The organism is Scatolibacter rhodanostii (assembly GCF_900197595.1).
Taxonomy (GTDB): Bacteria; Bacillota; Clostridia; order Oscillospirales; family Acutalibacteraceae; genus Scatolibacter; species Scatolibacter rhodanostii.
In genome coordinates this window covers 277438-298313 of sequence record NZ_FZLO01000002.1, presented here as the reverse complement: position 1 = coordinate 298313, position 20876 = coordinate 277438, and the positions used below count along the sequence as shown (strand labels likewise).

Below are 20876 nucleotides of genomic sequence, written 5' to 3'. Positions count from 1 at the left end.
TGTATGAATTTAGCTTCAAACAAGTTATGCCTCTATTAAAAGATCGTGTCATATGTTATTGATAATCGACTGGGGGTATTACTATCCGGGTCGTCCACAAATACACACTCCTAAAATTGCTTTCTAAAATAAAGCTATTATATACCAATTGAATTTAATTGTCAAATTAATTTAGTAAAAAATGAGATAAATTTGATTTTCTATATCAAAAATGTATATAATAATAAGCAAAACATACAAGTAGGAGGATGCTAGATGAGAATGTACGATATAATTCATAAAAAAAGAGATGGCAGAGTTCTTTCTCCTCAAGAAATTCAATTTTGGATAGAAGGTGTGGTGAACGGAACCGTACCAGATTATCAGTCTTCTGCACTTTTAATGGCTATTTACTATCAAGGTATGACAGATGATGAAGCGGGCGAATTGACCGTAGCAATGGCAAATTCAGGCGAGCAAGTTGATCTTTCGGCAATTGATGGTATTAAGGTAGACAAGCACAGCACAGGCGGTGTGGGAGATAAAACAACGATGATTATAGCGCCAATGGCGGCAGCTTGCGGTGTTTCCATCGCTAAAATGAGCGGCAGGGGTTTAGGGCATACAGGGGGAACAATCGATAAGCTTGAAAGCATTCCAGGTTTCAAAACAGATTTATCTCGAGAACAATTCATCGAAAATGTGAAACGAATAGGAGCAGCTGTTGTATCACAATCAGGAAATTTGTGTCCGGCGGATAAAAAGCTGTATGCGCTGCGTGATGTCACAGCCACAGTAGAAAGTATTCCACTAATTGCAGCGAGTGTCATGAGCAAGAAAATTGCCTCGGGGGCAGACAGAATCTTATTAGATGTTAAAAAAGGTAGCGGTGCTTTTGTCAAGACTGCTGAGCAGGCAGAAAAGCTAGCCTCTATTATGAAAAGTATTGGGGAAAAAGCGGGACGAAAAACCGAAGCGATGATAACGGATATGGATAATCCGCTTGGATACTGTATTGGTAATGCACTAGAAATTATAGAAGTATGTGAGACATTGCAAGGTAAAGGGCCAAAAGATTTGACAGATTTATGTGTGGAGTTAGCGGCACACATGATTTATCTGGGAGAAAGAGCAAGTAGTTTAGAGGAGGGAAGAGAAAAAGCAAAGTCTTCGATTACAAATGGTTCAGCGTTTGCAAAATTAAAAGAAATAGTAAGTGCACAAGGTGGCGATGTAAGCTATATAGAAGATAACAGTTTGTTTCCTCTTTCAGCAATACATTATGAAATGAAGTCAATTCAATCAGGAGAAATTCAATCAATTGACGCAGAAGCTTGTGGAATTGCCGCCATGACACTGGGGGCTGGACGAGAAACAAAAACAAGTGAAATTGATTATGGTGCAGGAATTATTCTGTGTAGAAAAAAGGGAGAACACGTTGAGGCGGGTGAAGTTTTGGCAAAATTCTATAGTGAAAGTAAAGAAAAATGCCTAGCCGCAGAAAAAATTCTACAGCAGGCATTTAAAATAAAAATAAATTAGATATTGTTATAAATCTCAATTTGATTAACTTGGATAACAGAAAAAATCAAGTTAAAACTAGCTATATGCGGTGCACTCTAATTTTCTTTTTTGTCTTCTGGTTTGACAAAGCTAGCATTAAAGATCGGGGCCGGCGACGGGAGCAGGATATTCTACACCAAAAGTCTCTACGGTAACTTTTTCCATGATTTGATCTTCATTTGGTTTGTCAGCACGATCGCGTTTTTGTGAAACGATGTCTTGTGCCACTTCCATTCCTTCAATAACTTTGCCGAAAGCGGCATAGTTGCCATCAAGATGAGGAGCGTTTGCAACCATAATAAAAAATTGTGAACCTGCACTATCGGGGTAGCCTGTGCGAGCCATAGAAAGAACACCAGTGGTGTGCTTCAAATCATTTTGAAAACCATTAGAGGCAAATTCACCTTTGATGGAATAACCGGGTCCGCCCATTCCGTTGCCGTCAGGTGAGCCACCTTGAATCATAAAACCTGGGATGACACGATGAAAAATGGTGCCGTCATAGTAATTGCTGTTAATGAGAGATATAAAATTGTTCACGCTGTTTGGGGCAATTTCAGGGTAAAGCTCTGCTTTAATAACCCCTTTTGTGGTTTCAAATGTAACGATTGGATTTGGCATATTCAATGAACCTCCTGTTTTTAGCATTTGCCGTAATAGTTCTAGTATGATAGAATAACAACAAAGCTTAATTTTTGTCGGGTGGATATCAATAAAGCAAACATCATTAAGATATCTGGACAAATAATCATGACTTTTAAAGGTTGTGTGGTAAGTGTGTCAGTTCATATTGTCAGATAATGATTACCTTATTATTTTAACATAACCAAAACTAAAAAGCGACAAATATTACATTTTTTATTAACTATATGGATGAAAGGAAGAAAAGAATGAAACTGATTTCTTGGAACGTAAATGGCCTAAGAGCCTGTATGAAAAAGGGATTTGAGCCTTTCTTAGAAGAACAGTCTCCCGATATTATATGCTTGCAAGAAACAAAAATGCATCCTGAGCAGGCAGATTTCAAATTTGATGGCTATCATATGTATTGGAACTCGGCTGAGCGGAAAGGCTATTCAGGTACCGCCATTTTTACAAAAGCAGAACCGATAAAGGTTACCAACGGTATGGGAATGCCTGAACATGACAACGAAGGACGTGTCATTACAGCTGAATATGAAAGATTCTTTCTCGTGACGGTTTATACGCCTAATGCAAAACGTGAGCTAGAGCGTTTGGATTATCGCATGATTTGGGAAGATATTTTTCGTGGATATTTAGCGCAGTTGAAAGAAATAAAACCGGTTATTGTATGCGGTGATATGAATGTAGCACATAATCCAATTGACTTAAAGAATTTTAAGAGCAATATCGGTAATGCAGGCTATACATACGAAGAGCGTGGCAAAATGACAGAGCTTTTAGCAAGCGGCTTCGTAGACACTTTCAGATACCTCTATCCTGAGCAAGAGGGTGCTTATTCTTGGTGGAGTTATATGGGAAAAGCGAGAGAAAATAACACAGGTTGGCGTATTGACTATTTTTTGGTTTCAAACGGCTTTGAAAATCAGGTAGAAGAAAGCTTTATTTTGCCTGAAGTGCTAGGTAGCGACCATTGTCCGGTAGGGATTGTTTTAAAATAGAAATATACGTTTTGAACAAAAAAATCGATAAACAATAGAATGATTAGATAATTATAATAGGGCATTCGTCAGATTGACTAAATTAATTTATTTTAGTCATAAAACATCGATAAAAATGAATGTAACAAATTGCTTGATTTTTCTCGATAAGAGGTATAATATAAGCTAAAGAAAGCCCTCATGGAATCTGGACTTTACCAGTTTTATGGGGCTTCTTTTTTATAAGGTAAATGTAGTGCGCTAAAAAGCGGGAGGGACGCTATGAAAGACATGATTGAACAGATCGTAGAGGCAGACCGAAAGGCCCAGGCCCTTGTGGATCAAGCGGAGGAAAAAAGAAAGGGTGCGGCTGAAGAATTAGCTCAAAAGCGTCATGAGCTTGCCAAAGAAGCCAGAACCCAGGCAGATGCAGAAATTGAAGAGAAGAGGAAAGAACTGCGCTTAGAAGCAGAACAGAAGTGGGAAAAAAAAGCAAAAGATTATGATAGAGTGAAAGAAAAGTTGAATCAAGAATATCAGGCAAATCAAGAAGATTGGGTCAGCAAAATTGTCAGCAGAGTTTTAGGGAAGTGATACTATGTTGCATTCATCAGGCGCCGCCGCAATCAGTAAAGTTCGGGCGATGTACGGCAAACGTCTTTCTCCTAAAGACTGGGAGAACTTGTTGGCATGCTCAACCATAAAAGAAGCGGCAGCTTATCTTAAAAACAATACAGCCTACCAAGATGTACTCAGCAAAGTATCCAGTGAAACCATACATCGGCATGAACTCGAGCGGTTTTTGCAAGAACGTTTGGTTCAAGAATCTTTTAAGCTGAGTCATTATGATGTTTCGGGCAGTTGGAACGCTTCTCACTTCATTTTGGCAAATTTAGAGATTGATCAGATTTTGTCAGCGGTGATACGAGTGATTTCACATGAAGATGATCATTATTTTCATGAGCCTAACCGTTATCTAGATGCTATGTCGAGGCTTGATCAGCGTAGTTTAGACAAAGCAGACACCTTTGCAGAGATTTTAGAAGCGATTGAAGAAACACCATATTACGAAATTTTAAATCCATTTTCTTTTGAAAGCGAAAAGCAAGAAGACTATACGCGGATGGAACGTGAACTGCAAGTTTATGCTTACCGTAGGATGTATGAGTATATCGATCAAAATGCAAGCAAAAACGCACAGAAAGCGTTGCGTCAGTTGTTTGATGAGATGATAGACTTAACCAATTACAGTCGAATCTTTCGAATGAAAAAATATTTTGGAACGTCTAACGTAGAAATACGTTACCGATTGTTTCCGTTCGGGAATATAAACAAAGAGCGGATGCAAGAGATGATTGCTGCAGAATCAGAGGTGCAGCTGACAGAAATCATGAAACAAACCCGTACAGGAAAGCGAGTTCTCAAGATTGAACATCAAACAATTGATGAACTGGCAGCAACGGTAAGACATCAGCTATGCCGGCGTAACATTTTATATAGCGAAGAATCCAGTGTAGTAATGTTATCGTATATTTTCTTGCTGCAAGCAGAACTGAATGGATTGATTCATGTTATTGAAGGGGTACGATATGGCATGCCCAAGGCAGAAATCAGACGGCTCTTGCAGTTATATGACTTTGTATAAGGATGGGTGATCATGGCAATTGCAAAAATGAAGAGGATTAGCATTATTGGCAATATGAAAGATTTGGATGCGGTAACAACAAAATGCTGCCACAGTGAAGTCTTTCATCCAGAAGAAATTCAGCATTTTGAAAACGCTGATAAACTTTTGCCGATTAATGAAGAAAATCCCTATGAAGAATGGATTGCAGAAATAACAGAGGCTTTAACGGTTCTTCACAAAAAGCCTGAATTGATTGAAAAAACGAAAGCTTCACAGCTTGATTTTGCGAGAGACGAAGCAGAGCAGTATGTTCAGTATGTCAGTGATACTTTAATGGCACTGAGAAACAAAAGGACAGCCTTGCATAAATCAGTTGCGGCAGCAGAAGAAGAAATCAGTAATTTACAGCATTTCACGGGACAAGAAATTAGGCTGGATGAAATTCGCCAATGCGAATTTATTAAAGTAAGATTTGGATCAATACCGCAAGAAAGCTATAAAACGCTTAAAACCGAGTATAAAGATCATCCCTACGTTACTTTCTTCCCCTGTACAAATGACGTCAACTATGTTTGGGGCCTTTATTTCTGCCCGATTGATATGGCAATGGAAATCGACAGAATTTTCTCACGACTCTATTTTAAACGTCTTCGTTTAAGAGAGCTGAGTGATACGCCGGCAGAGATGATAAAGTCTTTGCAAGAAGAAATCAAAAGAGATACAAACGAGTTAGGTGAAATAAATAAGCAAGGCGAAACATTCTGGCAAGAAGAAGGCCTGAAATGTCAGCAAATGTATTCATGGCTTGTAGAAAGAAGCATTTGCTTTAATCTAAAAAGTTTTGTCATGCGCTATAATGACTCGTTCATTTTAACAGGTTGGGTTCCTGCTAAAGCAAAGAAACAGCTTACCAGTGAACTTGACAGTGTCGCAACGGTAGAATATTCTTTCTCAAGCGATAAAGAAGAAGCTCGACATTCTCCACCAGTTATGCTGAATAACCATGCGCTTAGCAAGCCCTATGAGTTCTTTGTCGATATGTACGGTTTGCCTAACTACAATGAGAGTGACCCAACCAAGCTGATGTCTATTCTATTTACGCTGATGTTTGGTATGATGTTTGCCGATGTGGGACAGGGGATTTGTATTGCACTGATTGGCTACTTCCTCATGTGGAAAAAGAAACATTTGGCTATTGGAAAGATTTTGCTTCCTTGTGGTATTTCAGGAGCGGTGTTTGGTCTAATTTTTGGTTCTGTTTTTGGTTTTGAAGAGGCACTCAATCCTTTATACCATTTACTGGGCTTTGCCGAAAAACCGATTGAAGTCATGAATGGCGACACGGTTATGCAAATTATTATTGCCTCAATTGGAATCGGATTTGTCTGCTTATCAATTGCAATGATTGTTAATATTGTTACCAGTTTCCGTAGAGGAAATTTGCCTAGAGCGTTGTTCAGTGAAAACGGAATTGCCGGCTTTGTCTTTTATTGGGCATTGGTGCTAGGCTTCGTTATTCAGATGCTAACAGGAAAAACAATTTTGACAGTGCCGTACATTATTGGACTAATTATTGTACCTCTGCTAGTGATTTTCTTTAAAGAAGTTTTAGGTGAGTTAATCGAAGGCAAACCGGCTAAACCAGAGAAGATAGGTGAATATCTCATTCAAAGTTTCTTTGAACTCTTTGAGGTCTTACTTTCTCTTCTGAGTAATACAGTATCATTCTTGAGAATTGGCGCCTTTGTGCTGGTGCACTCCGGTATGATGTTGATGATTATGAGTTTGGCGGATATGATGGGACCTGTTGGCAGTTTAGGTTTTGTTATTATGGTCGTGTTTGGCAATATTTTTGTCAGTGTTCTAGAAACTTTGCTAGTTTGTATTCACGTGCTGCGTTTGCAGTATTATGAGATGTTTAGCCGCTTTTACGACGGTGACGGTCGCCCGTTCCACCCGATTACAATTTATAAATAATAAAGTGGGAATTTTAGGAGGATTATTATGAATATTATTTTGAAGTCTATTATGTTGGCATTGCCCGTTGTTTTTCTAGTTGCATCTGTTATCATGGCAACCAAGAGTGTTCAAAGAGGTAAAAAACCCAGAACTGTTATGCTTTCTCAAATTGGTTCTTTCTTGCTAGTTGGCGTGATTTCTTTTGCAATGCCGTTGGTTACCTCTGCTGCTACAGCAGAAGCAGCTGCCCCTGCAAATGGTTTAGGCTTGCTTGCAGCAGCATTAGCTGTTGGTATTGCCGGTATCGGCGGCGGTATCGCTGTTGGTCCTTCTGCGGCAGCGGCTATCGGAGCTACGAGCGAAGACCCCAAGAACTTTGGTAAGGCAATTATTTTCGTTGCTTTGGGTGAAGGTATTGCTCTTTATGGTTTGCTTATTGCTATTTTGATTTTGATGACAAAAGTTTGATGGAAACCTGAAAGAGGGTTACTATGCGTTTTTATTTAATCAGCGACAACGTTGACACACAGGTAGGAATGCGTCTGGCAGGAATTGAAGGTGTAGTGGTGCATGAAGCCGCAGAGGTGAAAGAAGCATTGGACTATGCCACATCGCAAGAGGACATTGCTATTGTTCTGATTACGGCAAGACTGCTAGAGCTTTTACCCGATATGATTTACGATTTAAAGCTAAAGATGAAAAAACCTCTAATTGTTGAGATTCCAGACAGACATGGCGATGGACGAACACAAGATTCAATCAGCCGCTATGTTAGAGAAGCAATTGGACTCAAAATATAGGTTATGAAAATGAGAAATCAAAACTGAATAGAGAAGAGAGGGGAGAAAATGGCAGATCAAAAAGAGCGGATGCAGAATGCAGGAAAATTTCAAGAAGCCATTTTTGACTATGCTAAACTGCAAAGTGAGCAAATTTTGCAGGAGCTTCAGCAAAAGCAACAAGAAGAGCTGAAATGTGCCAAAGAAACCATTCAGCAAGAAATGAGCTTATATATCCAACACCGTTTAGAAAAAGTTAATTCTGAGATGTCACGCGAGATAGCACATCGCGAACAAGATGTAAAGCAAGACATTCTCAAACAAAGAAGAGAAATTACAAATCAAGTATTTGAAGACGCCAAAAAACGACTGCTGGATTTTACCCAGACAGAAGAGTATTTGCCGTTTCTGCTGAAACAAGTTGAGAGCATAAAAGAACTGTATGCAGTAGATGATGCTGTGTTTGTTATCAAACAAGCAGACGAACGCTATCAAGAAGATTTGCAGAAAGCCTTTGGCAGACCATGCCAGTTTCAAACAGATGCAGCGATACAAATCGGCGGTTTACAGGTCAAGAGTACAAAGCTCGGCAAGATGGTAGACCAGAGTTTAGATTCTTTGCTGTGTGATCAGCATGATTGGTTTGCTCTGTATTCCGATTTATCTGTGATTTAAAGAGGGAAAACATGAGAAATGATATAGTTTTTGGAATAAACGGGCCGGTCGTAACGGTGCGTGACACAAAGAGTTTTTCAATGATGGAGATGGTTTTTGTCGGAGAGAAGCGCCTGATTGGTGAGGTCATTCACGTTGAAGATGAAATCACTACCATTCAGTGTTACGAAGAAACCACCGGATTAAAACCGGGCGAACCCGTTGAGGGCACAGGCAGCCTGATGACTGCTATGCTTGGCCCCGGCATTTTGGATAATATTTTTGATGGCATTGAAAGACCGCTGAAAGAGCTTGAAAAAACAAGCGGAGCTTTTATTGCTAAGGGCAGTCATGTTTCTTCTTTAGATGAAGAAAAAATGTGGGATATTATCTTTAAGGTGCAAATAGGCGATACACTTGAAAGTGGAAATATATTTGCTGTTTGCCCTGAAACGGCCATTATTGAGCATCGATTCTTAGTTCCTTATGGTGTGAGCGGCAAGGTTGTCAGCATCAAAGAGAACGGAAAATACTGCTTGAAAGACATAGCATTGGTTTTGGAAGCGGAAGACGGCACACAGCATGAGATTAAGTTCTATCAGCAGTGGCCAATTCGTACACCCAGACCCGTTCAGAAAAAGCTTGAGAGTCGTGTGCCTCTTATTACCGGACAGCGTGTCATTGACACCTTATTCCCGATTGCCAAAGGCGGCGCTGCTGCGATTCCAGGCGGATTCGGTGCCGGCAAAACCATGACCCAGCACCAGCTGGCAAAATGGTGTGATGCTGACATTATCATTTATGTTGGCTGCGGTGAGCGTGGTAATGAGATGAGTCAGGTTCTTGAAGAATTTGCGGCATTGATTGACCCGAAAAGCGGACGCCCCATGACAGACAGAACGGTGCTGATTGCCAACACCAGTAACATGCCTGTGGCCGCCCGTGAAGCTTCTATTTATACCGGCATTACTTTGGCTGAGTATTATAGAGATATGGGTTATCACGTTGCCGTCATGGCAGACTCCACTTCTCGTTGGGCAGAAGCGCTTCGTGAAATTAGCGGACGTTTGGAAGAAATGCCGGCAGAAGAAGGTTTCCCTGCTTATTTGCCCAGCCGTTTGGCTGAATTCTATGAGCGTGCAGGGCTTGCTGAAACACTTGGCGGTCAAGAAGGTTCTATTTCGATTATCGGTGCTGTTTCACCAGCCGGTAACGACTTTTCTGAACCGGTCACGCAGAATACAAAACGTTTTACCCGCTGTTTTTGGGCGCTTGATAAATCACTGGCCTATGCAAGACACTATCCGGCTATTAACTGGACAGACAGCTACAGTGAATATCAACAAGATTTGCAGCCTTGGTATGCAGCACATTTAGGCATGGATTTCTTACGATATCGCCAGAGAATGGCTGCGGTTCTGCAAGAAGAAAACAAGCTTATGGAAATTGTGCGATTAATTGGTGCTGATGTTCTTCCTGATGACCAAAAGTTGGTTTTGGAAACAGCAAAAGCCATTCGTGTAGGTTTCTTACAGCAAAATGCTTTTCACCAAGAAGATTCTTACGTTTCGCTTGAAAAGCAAATGAAGATGATGCAAGTGATTTTATATCTTGACCACAAAGCCAAACAAATTGTTGAAAGAGGCATTCCGATTTCAGCGGTAACAGAAACAGGCTTGTTTGAAAAGGTTGTCAAGATGAAATATGATATTCCCAACAATCGTCTTGAAATGTTTGATAGTTACATCAAAGAAATTGACGAGAAGTTGGAAGCAATTCAAGGAGGTACAGTATGATTATCAAATATGTTGGGCTGAAAGAAATCAGAGGCTCGCTGATTGTGCTGGACCACGTAGAAGATGTTTCTTTTGAAGAAGTTGTTACCATTGAACTTGACAATGGCACAACCCGTCAAGGCAGAGTGGCACAAATTGAAGGCGACCGCGTGACGATTCAGGTATTTGAAGGCACACGTGGCATGGCACTGGATAACACCAAAATCCGTTTAGCGGGTCATCCCATGGAACTTCCCTTGGCACCTGAAATTTTGGGTCGTGTTTTCAACGGCTCAGGCAAACCAATTGACGGCTTGGGCGATATCTTCCCAGAAAAACGCATGGATATTAACGGAAGCTCAATTAATCCTGTATCAAGACTTTATCCGCAGAATTATATCAATACAGGTATTTCTTCAATTGATACGCTGATGACGTTGATTCGTGGACAAAAGCTCCCGATTTTTACCGGTTCGGGTATGAAACACAATGAGCTTGCCGTTCAGATTGCCCGTCAGGCAAAAATTGCTGACGTGGATGGAGAAGATGACTTCTGTATTGTTTTTGCTGCCATGGGTGTTAAGCAAGACGTTGCTGAATATTTCCGTCGTAGTTTTGACGAAAGCGGTGTTTTGAGCCACGTTGTCATGTTCTTGAATCTTGCCAATGACCCGATTATCGAGCGTACCTTGACTCCTCGTTGTGCTTTAACCGCAGCTGAATATTTGGCCTTTGAACTTGGCAAGCACGTTTTGGTTATCATGACTGACATGACTAGCTATTGTGAAGCACTGCGTGAATTTTCTTCCAGTAAAGGTGAAATCCCTGGCAGAAAAGGATATCCGGGTTATTTATATAGTGACTTGGCTTCTATTTATGAAAGAGCCGGTATGATTCATGGTAAAAAAGGCAGCGTAACACAGCTTCCTATTTTGAGTATGCCGAATGATGACGTAACGCACCCTGTACCTGACTTGACAGGCTATATTACAGAGGGTCAAATTCAGCTTGACAGAGATTTGGATAATGCCGGTGTTTACCCGCCAATTGACGTTTTTGCTTCTCTTTCTCGTTTGATGAAAGATGGTATTGGTGAAGGATTCACCAGAGAAGATCACTCTGCCGTATCCAGTCAGCTGTTTGCTTCTTGCTCAAAGGTATCTGAAGCTCGTTCACTTGCTTCTGTTATCGGTGAAGAAGAGCTTTCTCCGGCAGATAAAAGATATATCGAATTCGGCAAGGTTTTTGAGAATAGCTTTATCAAGCAAGGGTTTTATGAAAGCCGTACGATTGAACAGAGCTTAGACCTAGGTTGGGAGCTTTTGGGATATCTGCCCAGAGCAGAGCTTGACCGAGTGGATGACGAGATTCTAGACAAATATTATGAACCGGCGAAGAAAAGACTAGAAGCAAGACTCGAGGCACAAAAATCAAAAGAACAAGAGAACGAAGAAGAATATGAAGAATTAGAAGATGAAATCTGATAGGAGGTGACAGGCTTGGCAAATGCAGTTGTACCTACCAAAGCCAATCTGATTGCGGCCAAAAAGTCGCTTAGCCTTAGCAAAGTCGGATATGATCTCATGAACCGCAAACGTAATATTTTGATTCATGAGATGATGCTTTTGATTGACCGTGCCTCTCATATTCAGGCTGTCATCGATGACACATATACAGCCGCTTATGCTGCTTTGCAGCAGGCAAACCTGACACTGGGCATCTGCAAAGAGCTTTCTGGAGTAGTACCGGTAGAAACAGGTGTGCAGCTTAGCTTTAGAAGTGTTATGGGTGTGGAGATTCCTATTGTGCAGCTTGAATCATCAGAAGTCTACAGCAAAGTGCCATATGGCATGGCAAAATCCAACGAAACATTAGATGAAGCCTATATGCAGTTTTTGAAGGTAAAAGAATTGACCGCACAGCTTGCCGAAGTGGAGAACAGTGTCTACCGTTTGGCAGATGCCATTAAAAAGATTCAAAAGCGTGCAAATGCTTTGAAAAATATTATGATTCCAAGGTTGATACAGTCTGTAAAATTTATTACAGATTCTTTGGAAGAAAAAGAGCGCGAAGAATTTTCTCGCATGAAAGTCATCAAAGCGCAGAATACAAAAAAAGACAGTTAAGTCTTTCTTTATTAACAAGTTTGGTGTATACTACTTGCCATAGCTTATAGAAATTTGGGTAGATAGCCAAAATAAAAATGAAGTGTGGTAAGAGAGGGACTTACATGAACCAAGAAAACCAATCGATTGAAGAACAGGATGACATCATTTCAGAGAAAGAAGAAAAAGTGAATCCTGGGAAAGAAATATTATCTTTCATCTTAAGCACGGGGAGTTTTCTGCTTATCTTTTTGCTGATTATTCATTTTATTGCACGCCCTATTGTTGTTGAGGGGCAGAGCATGGAGAACACTTGTCATAACGGTGACTATATGATTATTTGGGAGTTAGCGTATGAACCCCAAAGACATGATATTGTGGTGATTGATCAAGATAACCCTCTTGGTAAACGGCTTGTGAAACGAGTAGTTGCCGTGGGTGGTGATCACGTTCAGATTCAAGATGGCCAGCTGATTGTGAATGACGAAGTGCAGCAAGAAGAGTATTTGAAAGAGCAAGACTGGGGCAAAGATAATCAAATTGACATGGTTGTTCCAGAAGAAGAAATATTTGTGATGGGCGACAATCGTAACGACTCTGCCGACAGCCGCATGATTGGCACACTCTCTCAAAAATTAGTCATGGGCAAAGCCGTCGTTCGTCTTTATCCGTTCAACCAGATAGGCACTTTGGCGTAAAACACAGCCTTACAGCACAGAAAAGAAACTGACAATTGACAAACAAATGAATATTTGCTATTATGAGAATAATAGTCAAAGGCAATGATAGAGAAACTAAGTACAGTAGGAACGATACAGCAAATTCGGGGTGTTGAGAGCCGAATACCAGTAGCACTGTGCCCAAAATCACTCTTGAGCTGCAAACTGAAAGCCCTACAAATGGGCAATTAAGTTTTGCCGGATTTCCACCGTTAAAGGGAGCTTATGTGCTGGCATGGGTGGTATAACGAAGGTCAAAAGCTTCGTCCTGTTATCAGGGCGGGCTTTTTTTGTTTTATATGCTTTTGATAAGGGCATACTGGATAGTAGTGGATAAAGGAGCAGAGAGAACCTGCACTTTGTGAAAGGGTGGTCACCGATTATGTATCAAAAAGTACCGACAAATCTCAATTTTGTTGAGAGAGAAAAACAAATAGAAAAGTTTTGGAAAGACAATAAAATCTTTGAGAAAAGTTTAGATTTGAGAAAAGGCAACGAGAGCTATGTGTTTTACGACGGTCCGCCGACGGCAAACGGCAAACCGCATATTGGTCATGTGCTGACGAGAGCGATTAAAGATTTAATCCCTCGTTATCGTGCGATGAAAGGCTATGATGTTCCTCGCAAAGCCGGTTGGGATACGCACGGTCTGCCTGTTGAGCTTGAAGTGGAAAAACTCTTGGGTCTTGATGGCAAAGAACAGATTGAGGAATATGGACTAGAGCCGTTTATCGAAAAATGCAAAGAGAGTGTTTGGAAATATCGTGGCATGTGGGAAGATTTCTCCGAAACCGTTGGCTTTTGGGCCGACATGGAAAATCCCTATGTCACCTATGACAACAATTTTATTGAATCAGAGTGGTGGGCACTCAAAGAAATTTGGCAAAAGGGCCTGCTTTATAAAGGTTTTAAAATCGTACCTTACTGTCCTCGCTGCGGAACACCCCTTTCTAGCCACGAAGTAGCACAGGGTTACAAGGATGTCAAAGAGCGTTCTGCCATTGCTCGTTTTAAAGTTAAGGGAGAAGAAGCTAGCATTTTGGCATGGACGACTACTCCTTGGACATTGCCATCTAACGTGGCGCTTTGTGTGAACCCAACCGTAGACTATGTTAAAGTCAAGATGAACGAGGACGGTCAGGTCTATTATTTGGCACAGGCACTTTGCGATACTGTTTTGGGTGAAGGCACTTATGAAGTCTTAGCGCATTATATTGGTAAAGACTTAGAATATAAAGAATATGAGCCGTTGTTTGACTTTGTGCATCCAAACGGTAAAGCCTATTATGTCACTTGCGGCGATTATGTCACGCTGACAGACGGTACCGGTGTGGTTCATATTGCTCCCGCATTTGGTGCTGATGACTATGAAATTGGCAAGGCCTATGAGCTGCCATTTGTGCAGTTAGTTGATGGAAAAGGCGAGATGGACGCCAGCACACCTTGGGCTGGTATGTTCTGCAAAGATGCCGATAAAGAGGTTTTAGCTGACCTTAGAAACCGTGGCTTGCTGTTTAGTGCTCCTGTATTTGAGCATAGCTATCCGCATTGCTGGCGCTGCAACACACCGCTGATTTACTACGCCAGAGATAGCTGGTTCATCAAAATGACCGACGTGAAAGAAGATTTAATTCGCAACAACAAAACGATTAACTGGATTCCTGAAAATGTGGGAACAGGCCGTTTTGGTGATTGGCTTGAAAATGTGCAGGATTGGGGCATCAGCCGTAACCGCTATTGGGGCACACCACTAAATATTTGGGAGTGTGAATGTGGTCATCGCCATGCCATTGGCAGCATTGAAGAACTGAAATCAATGTCGGATAATTGCCCTGACGACATCGAATTACACCGCCCTTACATCGATGGTGTTACCATTAAGTGTGATCAATGCGGCAAGCAAATGAAGCGTGTGCCGGAAGTTATCGATTGTTGGTTTGACTCAGGTTCGATGCCGTTTGCACAGCATCATTATCCCTTTGAAAATCAAGAGTTGTTCAAAGAACAATTCCCCGCCAAATTTATTTCAGAGGCAGTAGACCAAACAAGAGGTTGGTTCTATTCGTTACTCGCTATCTCTACCTTGATTTTCAATAAAGCTCCTTATGAAAATGTTATTGTCATGGGGCATGTGCAAGATGAAAACGGACAGAAGATGAGTAAATCTAAAGGTAATGCTGTTGACCCGTTTGACGCACTCGAAAACTATGGTGCCGATGCGATTCGTTGGTATTTCTACAGCAATTCGGCCCCTTGGCTGCCAAACCGTTTCCACGGTAAAGCTGTTATGGAAGGCCAGCGCAAGTTTATGTCTACCCTTTGGAATAGCTATGCGTTCTATGTGCTATATGCCAACATTGATCAGTTCAATCCGAATGAATATGAGTGGAAGCCAGAGACGCTTTCGATTATGGATAAGTGGCTTTTATCTAAGCTCAATACCATGGTAGCCGAAACAGACAAGAATCTTGAGAACTACAAGATTACAGAAGCGGCTCGTATTCTGCAAGACTTTGTAGATGAAATGAGCAACTGGTATGTCAGAAGATGCCGCCAGCGTTTCTGGGGTAAAGAGCTGACACAAGATAAAATTAATGCTTATAAAACACTGTATACTGCTTTGGTTACAACAGCGAAAGCTGCCGCACCGATGATTCCATTTATGGCCGAAAGCATTTATCAAAACTTGGTTTGTAATCTGGACAGTAACGCTCCTGAAAGTATTCACCTTTGTGATTATCCGGTCAGTGAGTCGGCTTGGATTGACACAGAGCTTGAAAATGAAATGGAAAATGTGCTTGAAATTGTGGCGCTTGGAAGAGCAGCCCGAAATGAAGCTACCATTAAAAATCGTCAGCCGGTTGCCAAAATGTTTGTCAAGACAGATAAAGGTGAATCAGGCGAATTATATCAAAGAATTATTGAAGAAGAACTAAACGTCAAGCATGTTGAGTTTGTTAAAGATGCGGTTATGTTTTCTGATTATATCTTCAAACCACAGCTTAAACTGCTGGGTAAGAAATTCGGCAAACAACTTGGTGAAGTGCGTGAAGCTTTGTCAGCACTTGAGGGCTTAAAGGCCAAGAGAGAGCTAGATGAATCAGGAAAGATAAAGCTTACACTCTCTACGGGTGAAATCGAACTGACAGAAGAGGAACTGATTATTGAAACGGCGAAAGCAGAGGGGTTTGTTTCTGTTACTGACCGAGGTGTGACAGTGGTTCTGGATACCACGCTGACACCTGAACTAATTGAAGAAGGCTTTGTGCGTGAAGTTATCAGCAAGATTCAATCTATGCGCCGTGACGCTGATTTTGATGTCATGGATACGATTAAAATCTATGCACAGGGAAGTCCAAAAGTGCTTGCTGTAATGAACGAGAACAAAGAACAAATTATGGACGAAGTCTTGGCTGAAGAACTGAATATTGATGTGGTCGGCGGAATTGAAACCGAATGGGATATCAATGGTGAAACAGTTCGCTTTGGAGTCGAAAAAATCCAAAAATAAGAAATGAAATAAGTCTGGGTTTTGTTTGGTATGCCATGTTGTACCAAGCAAAGCACAGCTTATTTTTATAAAAAGAGTTTTATTAAAAATTCGACAGTAATTGACATAACAGCAATTGTATATTAGTATTGTCTTTATTGCCAAGTCAACGTGAAATCTAAGAACTATGACTTTGTTTACCAATCAGTTTTGGAGGTTATGCCGTGAAGAAAAAATGGAAAAAGGTACTGAAAGCTCTTTTAAGTGCCGAAGTGCTTCACTTACTCTATATCGTTGTTTCTTTGGCGTTCCAAATTTTTATTTTAGTGTTGGCTTTTACAGTCATGCAGCAGCATTTTGTTTATTTTTATGCAGGTTCGACGGTATCCGCCGTTATACTATCTTTCTATATCATCAATAGCAGAAGTAACCCCGCTTATAAAATCACATGGATTACATTGATCTTATTTCTCCCCGTGTTTGGTGCGCTAATTTATATTTTATTTGGCATGGGCTACATCAATAAAAAAATTAGAACGAGGTTGAAGAGAGCCAATGAACAGAGTGAATTTCATTTAAAAAGGGCGCAAAACCTGAGTGTGGAAGAAGTAACTGGCAATCATAAAAGTATAAAAGCGCAAATAAGCTATTTAAAAGAGAAAGTACATTGTCCTATTTATAGTCACACAAATGCGGAGTATTTTCCTTTGGGAGAATTGGCCTTTGAACGAATGAAAGAAGAACTTCAAAAAGCGGACAAGTTCATTTTTATTGAATTTTTCATTATTGCATCGGGCGAGATGTGGGATGGAATTTTGGCGATTTTAAAAGAAAAAGCAGCACAAGGAGTAGAAGTAAGGGTTATGTATGATGGTGTTGGTTCCATTATTACACTACCCAAAAACTATGAGAAAGAGCTGAAAAAGTATGGGATTCAGTGTTGTCAATTTAATCCCATGATGCCTGTTTTGAGTGCCCTACTGAATCACCGTGACCATCGTAAGATAGTAATTGTAGATGGTAAGGTTGGTTTTACGGGAGGAATTAATATTGCTGATGAATATATTAATGCCTATGAAAAATATGGGCACTGGAAAGACACAGCTATTCTTTTAGAGGGTAATGCCGTTTGGAGTCTGACGGTGATGTTTTTGTCGACATGGGAGTTTGTAACAGGAATAGAAGAAGATTTCACCCGTTATCAAGGTTTAAATCAAGAAATATTTGAAGAAAAGGGCTTTGTACAGCCGTATTATGATAGTCCACTGGACAAAGAATTGGTGGGTGAGAATGTATATCTTAATATGATTACCAGAGCCAAAGAATATGTTTATATTCAAACGCCCTATCTTGTAATTGACAATGAAATGCTGACAGCGTTATGTAACTCGGCAAAGCAGGGCATAGATGTGCGGATTGTTGTACCGCATATCCCTGATCATTGGTATGCACATGCGATGACACGTTCTAATTATGAGATTTTGATAGAGAGCGGTGTTCGCATTTACGAGTATTCACCCGGATTTATCCATTCTAAAATTTTTATCTGTGATGATAAACTGGCGACTATTGGTACGTTTAATGTAGACTATCGCAGTTTATATCTTCATTTTGAATGTGGAGTGTTGCTTTATAAAGCTCCGATAATAGCAGAAATGCTGCAAGATTTTCGTCACATTATTGAAGTGAGTGAAGAAGTTACGTATGAGCAAGCAAAAAATGTACCGTGGCCTATTAAAATTGGACGTGGACTGCTTAAAATATTTGCGCCGCTAATGTGATTTCTTAATAAAAACAAAAAAAGGAAGAACCGGCTAAGCCAGTTCTTCTTTTTTGCTTGAGGGGTATTATTGAGGAGGGTAGAGCATGTACTCTTCGTTCAGAAAAGGTGCGGTCCGTTTCTGTTTGAGTACACTTACATTATACCCCGAAAATGATTTTAGTTGTTAAAAGGCTATGAATAAAGATTTAATTTATTAAGTGGATTATGTTAACTCTTCTTGAATGAATGTCAGAAAGTTTTAAAAACGTTTGTTTACAAATACAAGCTAAGTATGGTATAATAGCAACAAATAAGTTTACTGTATGAAAAAGCAAAACACTTAGATGTCTTCGTTTTTTTGGCAAGAAAGACAACTATGCAAATTTCTAAAATAAGTAGTATGATACAAATTGAGTTTCGATTTTAGAAAATATATGGTTTATTGGCAGATAAGCATTTTGAGTTTGTTTTTGAATATATGGAGAAGAATAGAATATATAAATGAGGGGTGTTAACAGAACATGGGAAACAGGTTAACAGACAGCCAACGAAAAGTATTTGAGTTTTTAAAGAAAGAAGCTGGTCGAGGTGTGCCGCCTTCTGTGCGAGAGATTTGTGCTGCAACAGGTCTAAAATCTACTTCTACCGTGCATGCTCACTTAAAAACATTAGAAAAACTAGGATATATTGAGCGTGATGCGGGCTTGAATCGTTCCATTCGTTTGGGCGGGGCAGAAAAATCAACGCAAGTGCCGATTTTAGGAAGAGTTACTGCTGGGTTGCCTATTTTAGCGGTTGAAGATGTAGAAGGTTATATTCCCTTTGTCGATAAATCAGGCAAAGAATTATTTGCACTTCATGTTTGTGGACTCAGCATGAAAGATGCTGCTATTTTAGATGGAGATTATGTTGTTGCTGAAAGTACACCGACAGCAGAAGATGGCGACATTGTGGTAGCTCTGATTGAAGATGAAGCTACCGTCAAGCGTTTTTTCAGAGAAGAGAATTGTGTTCGTCTGCAACCTGAAAATGCGGATTTTGAACCTATCTACAGTGACAATGTGCAGATTTTGGGCAAAGTAGTAGCGGTATTGCGTTATATTTAAAAAAACGAGATAGTGCATAGAAAAAGCAGAGGATTTATCCTCTGCTTTTTTATTTGGAGTTACAATATACTCTCGTGATAAAGAATTGCATAGAAAGAAAAATAAACACAATAAAAGTTTAAGTTAGCTTTCAAATGTTGTAGCCAGCCCATATCCATTTAGAGATATCGTTTTAAGAATCAAGTGTTTATTAAAATGCTTGACTTGCCTATTACTCTGCGTCTGCAGATTTAAATTGAGCTAAAACCTCGGTAGGATCAAGATAAGCTCCATCACGTTTTACTTCTAAATGCAGATGAGATTCTTCGGCAGCTTCTGAAGGAACAGCTGTAATTTTGCCGATAATTTGACCAGCAGAAATAATTTCGCCTTTTTCTACTTCAAATTGTTCACCTAGTCCGCAATAGTAGAAAACATAATCGCCATGTTCAACGGCAACAATATTTCCAAGCAAGAAATCGGTGTAAATATCTTGCACAACGCCATTGGCAGAAGCTTTTACCTCTTCGCCAGTCGCAGCTGCAAAATCGGTGCCGGTGTGAATACGCCAGTCTTTCATTGTGGGGGAGAAAACGGGAGTGCCTTTGCTATATGCTTTTAAAATTGTTTCAGAAGAAACGGGGTGAATCATCACTTCGCTGACAAGATACAAGGGGCCTGTTTCAGCAACAGGTGCATTTTCTTCCACTTCTGTGTTGGTTTCTTCTGTGTTACTTGTTTCGCCTGTTGTTCCTTCTTCGGCGTCAGTTGGCTGTGCATTTGGAGTGGGAGCAGGGGTTGATTTAACAAAGTTGTTATCTTCAGCCGTTCTGCTACTTGTATTGCTTTCAGAAATGGGGATGTTGTCCTCTGTGTCAAGATATCCTTGCACAGCTTCATAGGTACTCCATGCTGCAATTCCTACGGCTACAAGACAGACAGCCAAGGCCAGATAAAACCCGTTTTTCTTAGCTTTATCTCCTGAAAAACGTTTTCCGCTCATAATCAAACTTCCTTTCAGATTAAAATAGAAATCGCAGGATAACGTTTACTGCGACTGCAAGTTTAAGTTTAACTTATGAGTAGTATGAGCGGATTTTCTGGGTTTCATTCCTTGACAAAGCAAATTTAAGAAATAATTGTTTTCATTTAAAATAAGAAATTAAAACTCATTTTGCTTTTTTTTCGCCCTCTTTCTTTTGCTCATCAAAATAGAGGATAGTTGGTTTATCTTCAGTTTCATCGATAAAGGTAGCGAGATAGAGTTCTTCCATACCCTGCTGTATCTCTGTAATCTCATTTTGCAAATTAGTTAATTTGTTGAATAAAGTAAAATATAGATGCTTATACTTGTCCATAAAAGAGTTCCTTTTCTGTTAATTGGTATTATACATTACTAATTATAACATTATTTTTTGATATAATTAGTGATATATCACTAACAATGCTGTTCTATAAAGGTTATTCTCTTCTTAACAGCAGTTTGCTAGGAGGAAAACATGAATACAAGGGAGGCTGTACAACAACGCATTTTAAGTTTGTGTAAAGAGTATCAAATTACACCCAATGCATTGAGCTATAAAGCCGGCGTACCGCAGTCAACCATTAAAAGCATTCTCAACAACGAAACACAGAATGTGGGTATTGTTACCCTCAAAAAAATTTGTGACGGTTTTGGAATTAGCCTATTTACATTTTTTGATACAGAAGTTTTCCGAAATTTAGAGCAAGAGATTCAATAAGCTATTTTTTGAATT

19 protein-coding genes are annotated in these 20876 nt (G+C 40.1%); 16 read left to right on the top strand and 3 right to left on the bottom strand.

The genetic code is table 11. The features are described 5' to 3' along the window. Positions 1 to 255: 255 nt before the first annotated feature. Positions 256 to 1521, top strand: a complete 1266-nt coding sequence (locus CS931_RS05915) for a pyrimidine-nucleoside phosphorylase (RefSeq protein WP_099204848.1) — start codon at positions 256 to 258, stop codon at positions 1519 to 1521. Between the two features lie 117 nt (positions 1522 to 1638). On the opposite strand, the gene CS931_RS05910 is transcribed toward CS931_RS05915, so the two are convergent. Continuing rightward, on the bottom strand, positions 1639 to 2163 hold the full coding sequence (locus CS931_RS05910) for a peptidylprolyl isomerase (RefSeq protein ID WP_099204847.1): 525 nt from the start codon (positions 2161 to 2163) through the stop codon (positions 1639 to 1641). A 269-nt stretch (positions 2164 to 2432) separates the two neighbouring features. Here CS931_RS05910 and CS931_RS05905 point away from each other — a divergent pair, with 269 nt between their 5' ends. The 14 genes from CS931_RS05905 to lexA all read left to right on the top strand — a co-directional run bounded on the left by CS931_RS05905 (position 2433) and on the right by lexA (position 19140). Further along, positions 2433 to 3185, top strand: a complete 753-nt coding sequence (locus CS931_RS05905; protein ID WP_099204846.1) for an exodeoxyribonuclease III — start codon at positions 2433 to 2435, stop codon at positions 3183 to 3185. 261 nt (positions 3186 to 3446) lie between these two features. After that, positions 3447 to 3758 carry a hypothetical protein gene (locus tag CS931_RS05900; protein WP_099204845.1) on the top strand — a complete coding sequence of 104 codons (312 nt, stop codon included), beginning with the start codon at positions 3447 to 3449 and terminating at the stop codon, positions 3756 to 3758. 4 nt (positions 3759 to 3762) lie between these two features. Next, positions 3763 to 4809 carry a V0D/AC39 family V-type ATPase subunit gene (locus tag CS931_RS05895; RefSeq protein WP_099204844.1) on the top strand — a complete coding sequence of 349 codons (1047 nt, stop codon included), beginning with the start codon at positions 3763 to 3765 and terminating at the stop codon, positions 4807 to 4809. 12 nt (positions 4810 to 4821) lie between these two features. Then, positions 4822 to 6768, top strand: a complete 1947-nt coding sequence (locus CS931_RS05890) for a V-type ATP synthase subunit I (RefSeq protein WP_099204843.1) — start codon at positions 4822 to 4824, stop codon at positions 6766 to 6768. 27 nt (positions 6769 to 6795) lie between these two features. Further along, positions 6796 to 7218 (top strand): ATP synthase subunit C, encoded by a 423-nt coding sequence (locus CS931_RS05885; protein WP_099204842.1) that lies wholly within the window; start codon positions 6796 to 6798, stop codon positions 7216 to 7218. A 23-nt stretch (positions 7219 to 7241) separates the two neighbouring features. After that, positions 7242 to 7550: a V-type ATP synthase subunit F gene (locus CS931_RS05880; protein ID WP_099204841.1), complete on the top strand. Its 309-nt coding sequence runs from the start codon at positions 7242 to 7244 to the stop codon at positions 7548 to 7550. Between the two features lie 48 nt (positions 7551 to 7598). Further along, entirely contained in the window at positions 7599 to 8204 is a 606-nt protein-coding gene (locus CS931_RS05875; protein WP_099204840.1) for a V-type ATP synthase subunit E, read from the top strand. A gap of 11 nt (positions 8205 to 8215) precedes the next feature. Then, a complete protein-coding gene (locus CS931_RS05870) occupies positions 8216 to 9979 on the top strand; it encodes a V-type ATP synthase subunit A (RefSeq protein ID WP_099204839.1) in 1764 nt (587 codons plus the stop codon). Continuing rightward, the gene (locus CS931_RS05865) at positions 9976 to 11442 is read left to right on the top strand and encodes a V-type ATP synthase subunit B (protein ID WP_099204838.1); all 1467 of its coding nucleotides are present in this window, start codon (positions 9976 to 9978) and stop codon (positions 11440 to 11442) included. Before CS931_RS05870 ends, CS931_RS05865 begins: the two co-directional genes overlap by 4 nt. A 15-nt stretch (positions 11443 to 11457) precedes the next feature. After that, on the top strand, positions 11458 to 12084 hold the full coding sequence (locus tag CS931_RS05860) for a V-type ATP synthase subunit D (protein WP_099204837.1): 627 nt from the start codon (positions 11458 to 11460) through the stop codon (positions 12082 to 12084). 104 nt (positions 12085 to 12188) lie between these two features. Further along, positions 12189 to 12761 (top strand): signal peptidase I, encoded by a 573-nt coding sequence (gene lepB / locus CS931_RS05855; RefSeq protein WP_159459749.1) that lies wholly within the window; start codon positions 12189 to 12191, stop codon positions 12759 to 12761. A 403-nt stretch (positions 12762 to 13164) separates the two neighbouring features. Continuing rightward, entirely contained in the window at positions 13165 to 16293 is a 3129-nt protein-coding gene (gene ileS / locus CS931_RS05850; protein ID WP_099204835.1) for an isoleucine--tRNA ligase, read from the top strand. 203 nt (positions 16294 to 16496) lie between these two features. Further along, complete coding sequence (gene cls / locus CS931_RS05845; RefSeq protein ID WP_242964912.1) at positions 16497 to 18053, top strand: cardiolipin synthase; 1557 nt, start codon at positions 16497 to 16499, stop codon at positions 18051 to 18053. 502 nt (positions 18054 to 18555) lie between these two features. Beyond that, positions 18556 to 19140: a transcriptional repressor LexA gene (gene lexA / locus CS931_RS05840; protein WP_099204834.1), complete on the top strand. Its 585-nt coding sequence runs from the start codon at positions 18556 to 18558 to the stop codon at positions 19138 to 19140. 211 nt (positions 19141 to 19351) lie between these two features. Here lexA and CS931_RS05835 read toward each other — a convergent pair whose 3' ends face one another. Next, positions 19352 to 20122: a M23 family metallopeptidase gene (locus CS931_RS05835; RefSeq protein WP_099204833.1), complete on the bottom strand. Its 771-nt coding sequence runs from the start codon at positions 20120 to 20122 to the stop codon at positions 19352 to 19354. Positions 20123 to 20288: 166 nt separating this feature from the next. Continuing rightward, a complete protein-coding gene (locus CS931_RS05830; RefSeq protein ID WP_099204832.1) occupies positions 20289 to 20477 on the bottom strand; it encodes a hypothetical protein in 189 nt (62 codons plus the stop codon). A gap of 141 nt (positions 20478 to 20618) precedes the next feature. Here CS931_RS05830 and CS931_RS05825 point away from each other — a divergent pair, with 141 nt between their 5' ends. Further along, complete coding sequence (locus CS931_RS05825; RefSeq protein ID WP_099204831.1) at positions 20619 to 20861, top strand: helix-turn-helix domain-containing protein; 243 nt, start codon at positions 20619 to 20621, stop codon at positions 20859 to 20861. The last annotated feature ends 15 nt before the right edge of the window (positions 20862 to 20876 follow it).

Coding starts and splice junctions, on each gene's coding strand:
- CS931_RS05915 (WP_099204848.1), top strand. CDS start 256: ATGAGAATGTACGATATAATTCATAAAAAAAGAGATGGCAGAGTTCTT.
- CS931_RS05910 (WP_099204847.1), bottom strand. CDS start 2,163: ATGCCAAATCCAATCGTTACATTTGAAACCACAAAAGGGGTTATTAAA.
- CS931_RS05905 (WP_099204846.1), top strand. CDS start 2,433: ATGAAACTGATTTCTTGGAACGTAAATGGCCTAAGAGCCTGTATGAAA.
- CS931_RS05900 (WP_099204845.1), top strand. CDS start 3,447: ATGAAAGACATGATTGAACAGATCGTAGAGGCAGACCGAAAGGCCCAG.
- CS931_RS05895 (WP_099204844.1), top strand. CDS start 3,763: ATGTTGCATTCATCAGGCGCCGCCGCAATCAGTAAAGTTCGGGCGATG.
- CS931_RS05890 (WP_099204843.1), top strand. CDS start 4,822: ATGGCAATTGCAAAAATGAAGAGGATTAGCATTATTGGCAATATGAAA.
- CS931_RS05885 (WP_099204842.1), top strand. CDS start 6,796: ATGAATATTATTTTGAAGTCTATTATGTTGGCATTGCCCGTTGTTTTT.
- CS931_RS05880 (WP_099204841.1), top strand. CDS start 7,242: ATGCGTTTTTATTTAATCAGCGACAACGTTGACACACAGGTAGGAATG.
- CS931_RS05875 (WP_099204840.1), top strand. CDS start 7,599: ATGGCAGATCAAAAAGAGCGGATGCAGAATGCAGGAAAATTTCAAGAA.
- CS931_RS05870 (WP_099204839.1), top strand. CDS start 8,216: ATGAGAAATGATATAGTTTTTGGAATAAACGGGCCGGTCGTAACGGTG.
- CS931_RS05865 (WP_099204838.1), top strand. CDS start 9,976: ATGATTATCAAATATGTTGGGCTGAAAGAAATCAGAGGCTCGCTGATT.
- lepB (WP_159459749.1), top strand. CDS start 12,189: ATGAACCAAGAAAACCAATCGATTGAAGAACAGGATGACATCATTTCA.
- ileS (WP_099204835.1), top strand. CDS start 13,165: ATGTATCAAAAAGTACCGACAAATCTCAATTTTGTTGAGAGAGAAAAA.
- lexA (WP_099204834.1), top strand. CDS start 18,556: ATGGGAAACAGGTTAACAGACAGCCAACGAAAAGTATTTGAGTTTTTA.
- CS931_RS05835 (WP_099204833.1), bottom strand. CDS start 20,122: ATGAGCGGAAAACGTTTTTCAGGAGATAAAGCTAAGAAAAACGGGTTT.
- CS931_RS05830 (WP_099204832.1), bottom strand. CDS start 20,477: ATGGACAAGTATAAGCATCTATATTTTACTTTATTCAACAAATTAACT.
- CS931_RS05825 (WP_099204831.1), top strand. CDS start 20,619: ATGAATACAAGGGAGGCTGTACAACAACGCATTTTAAGTTTGTGTAAA.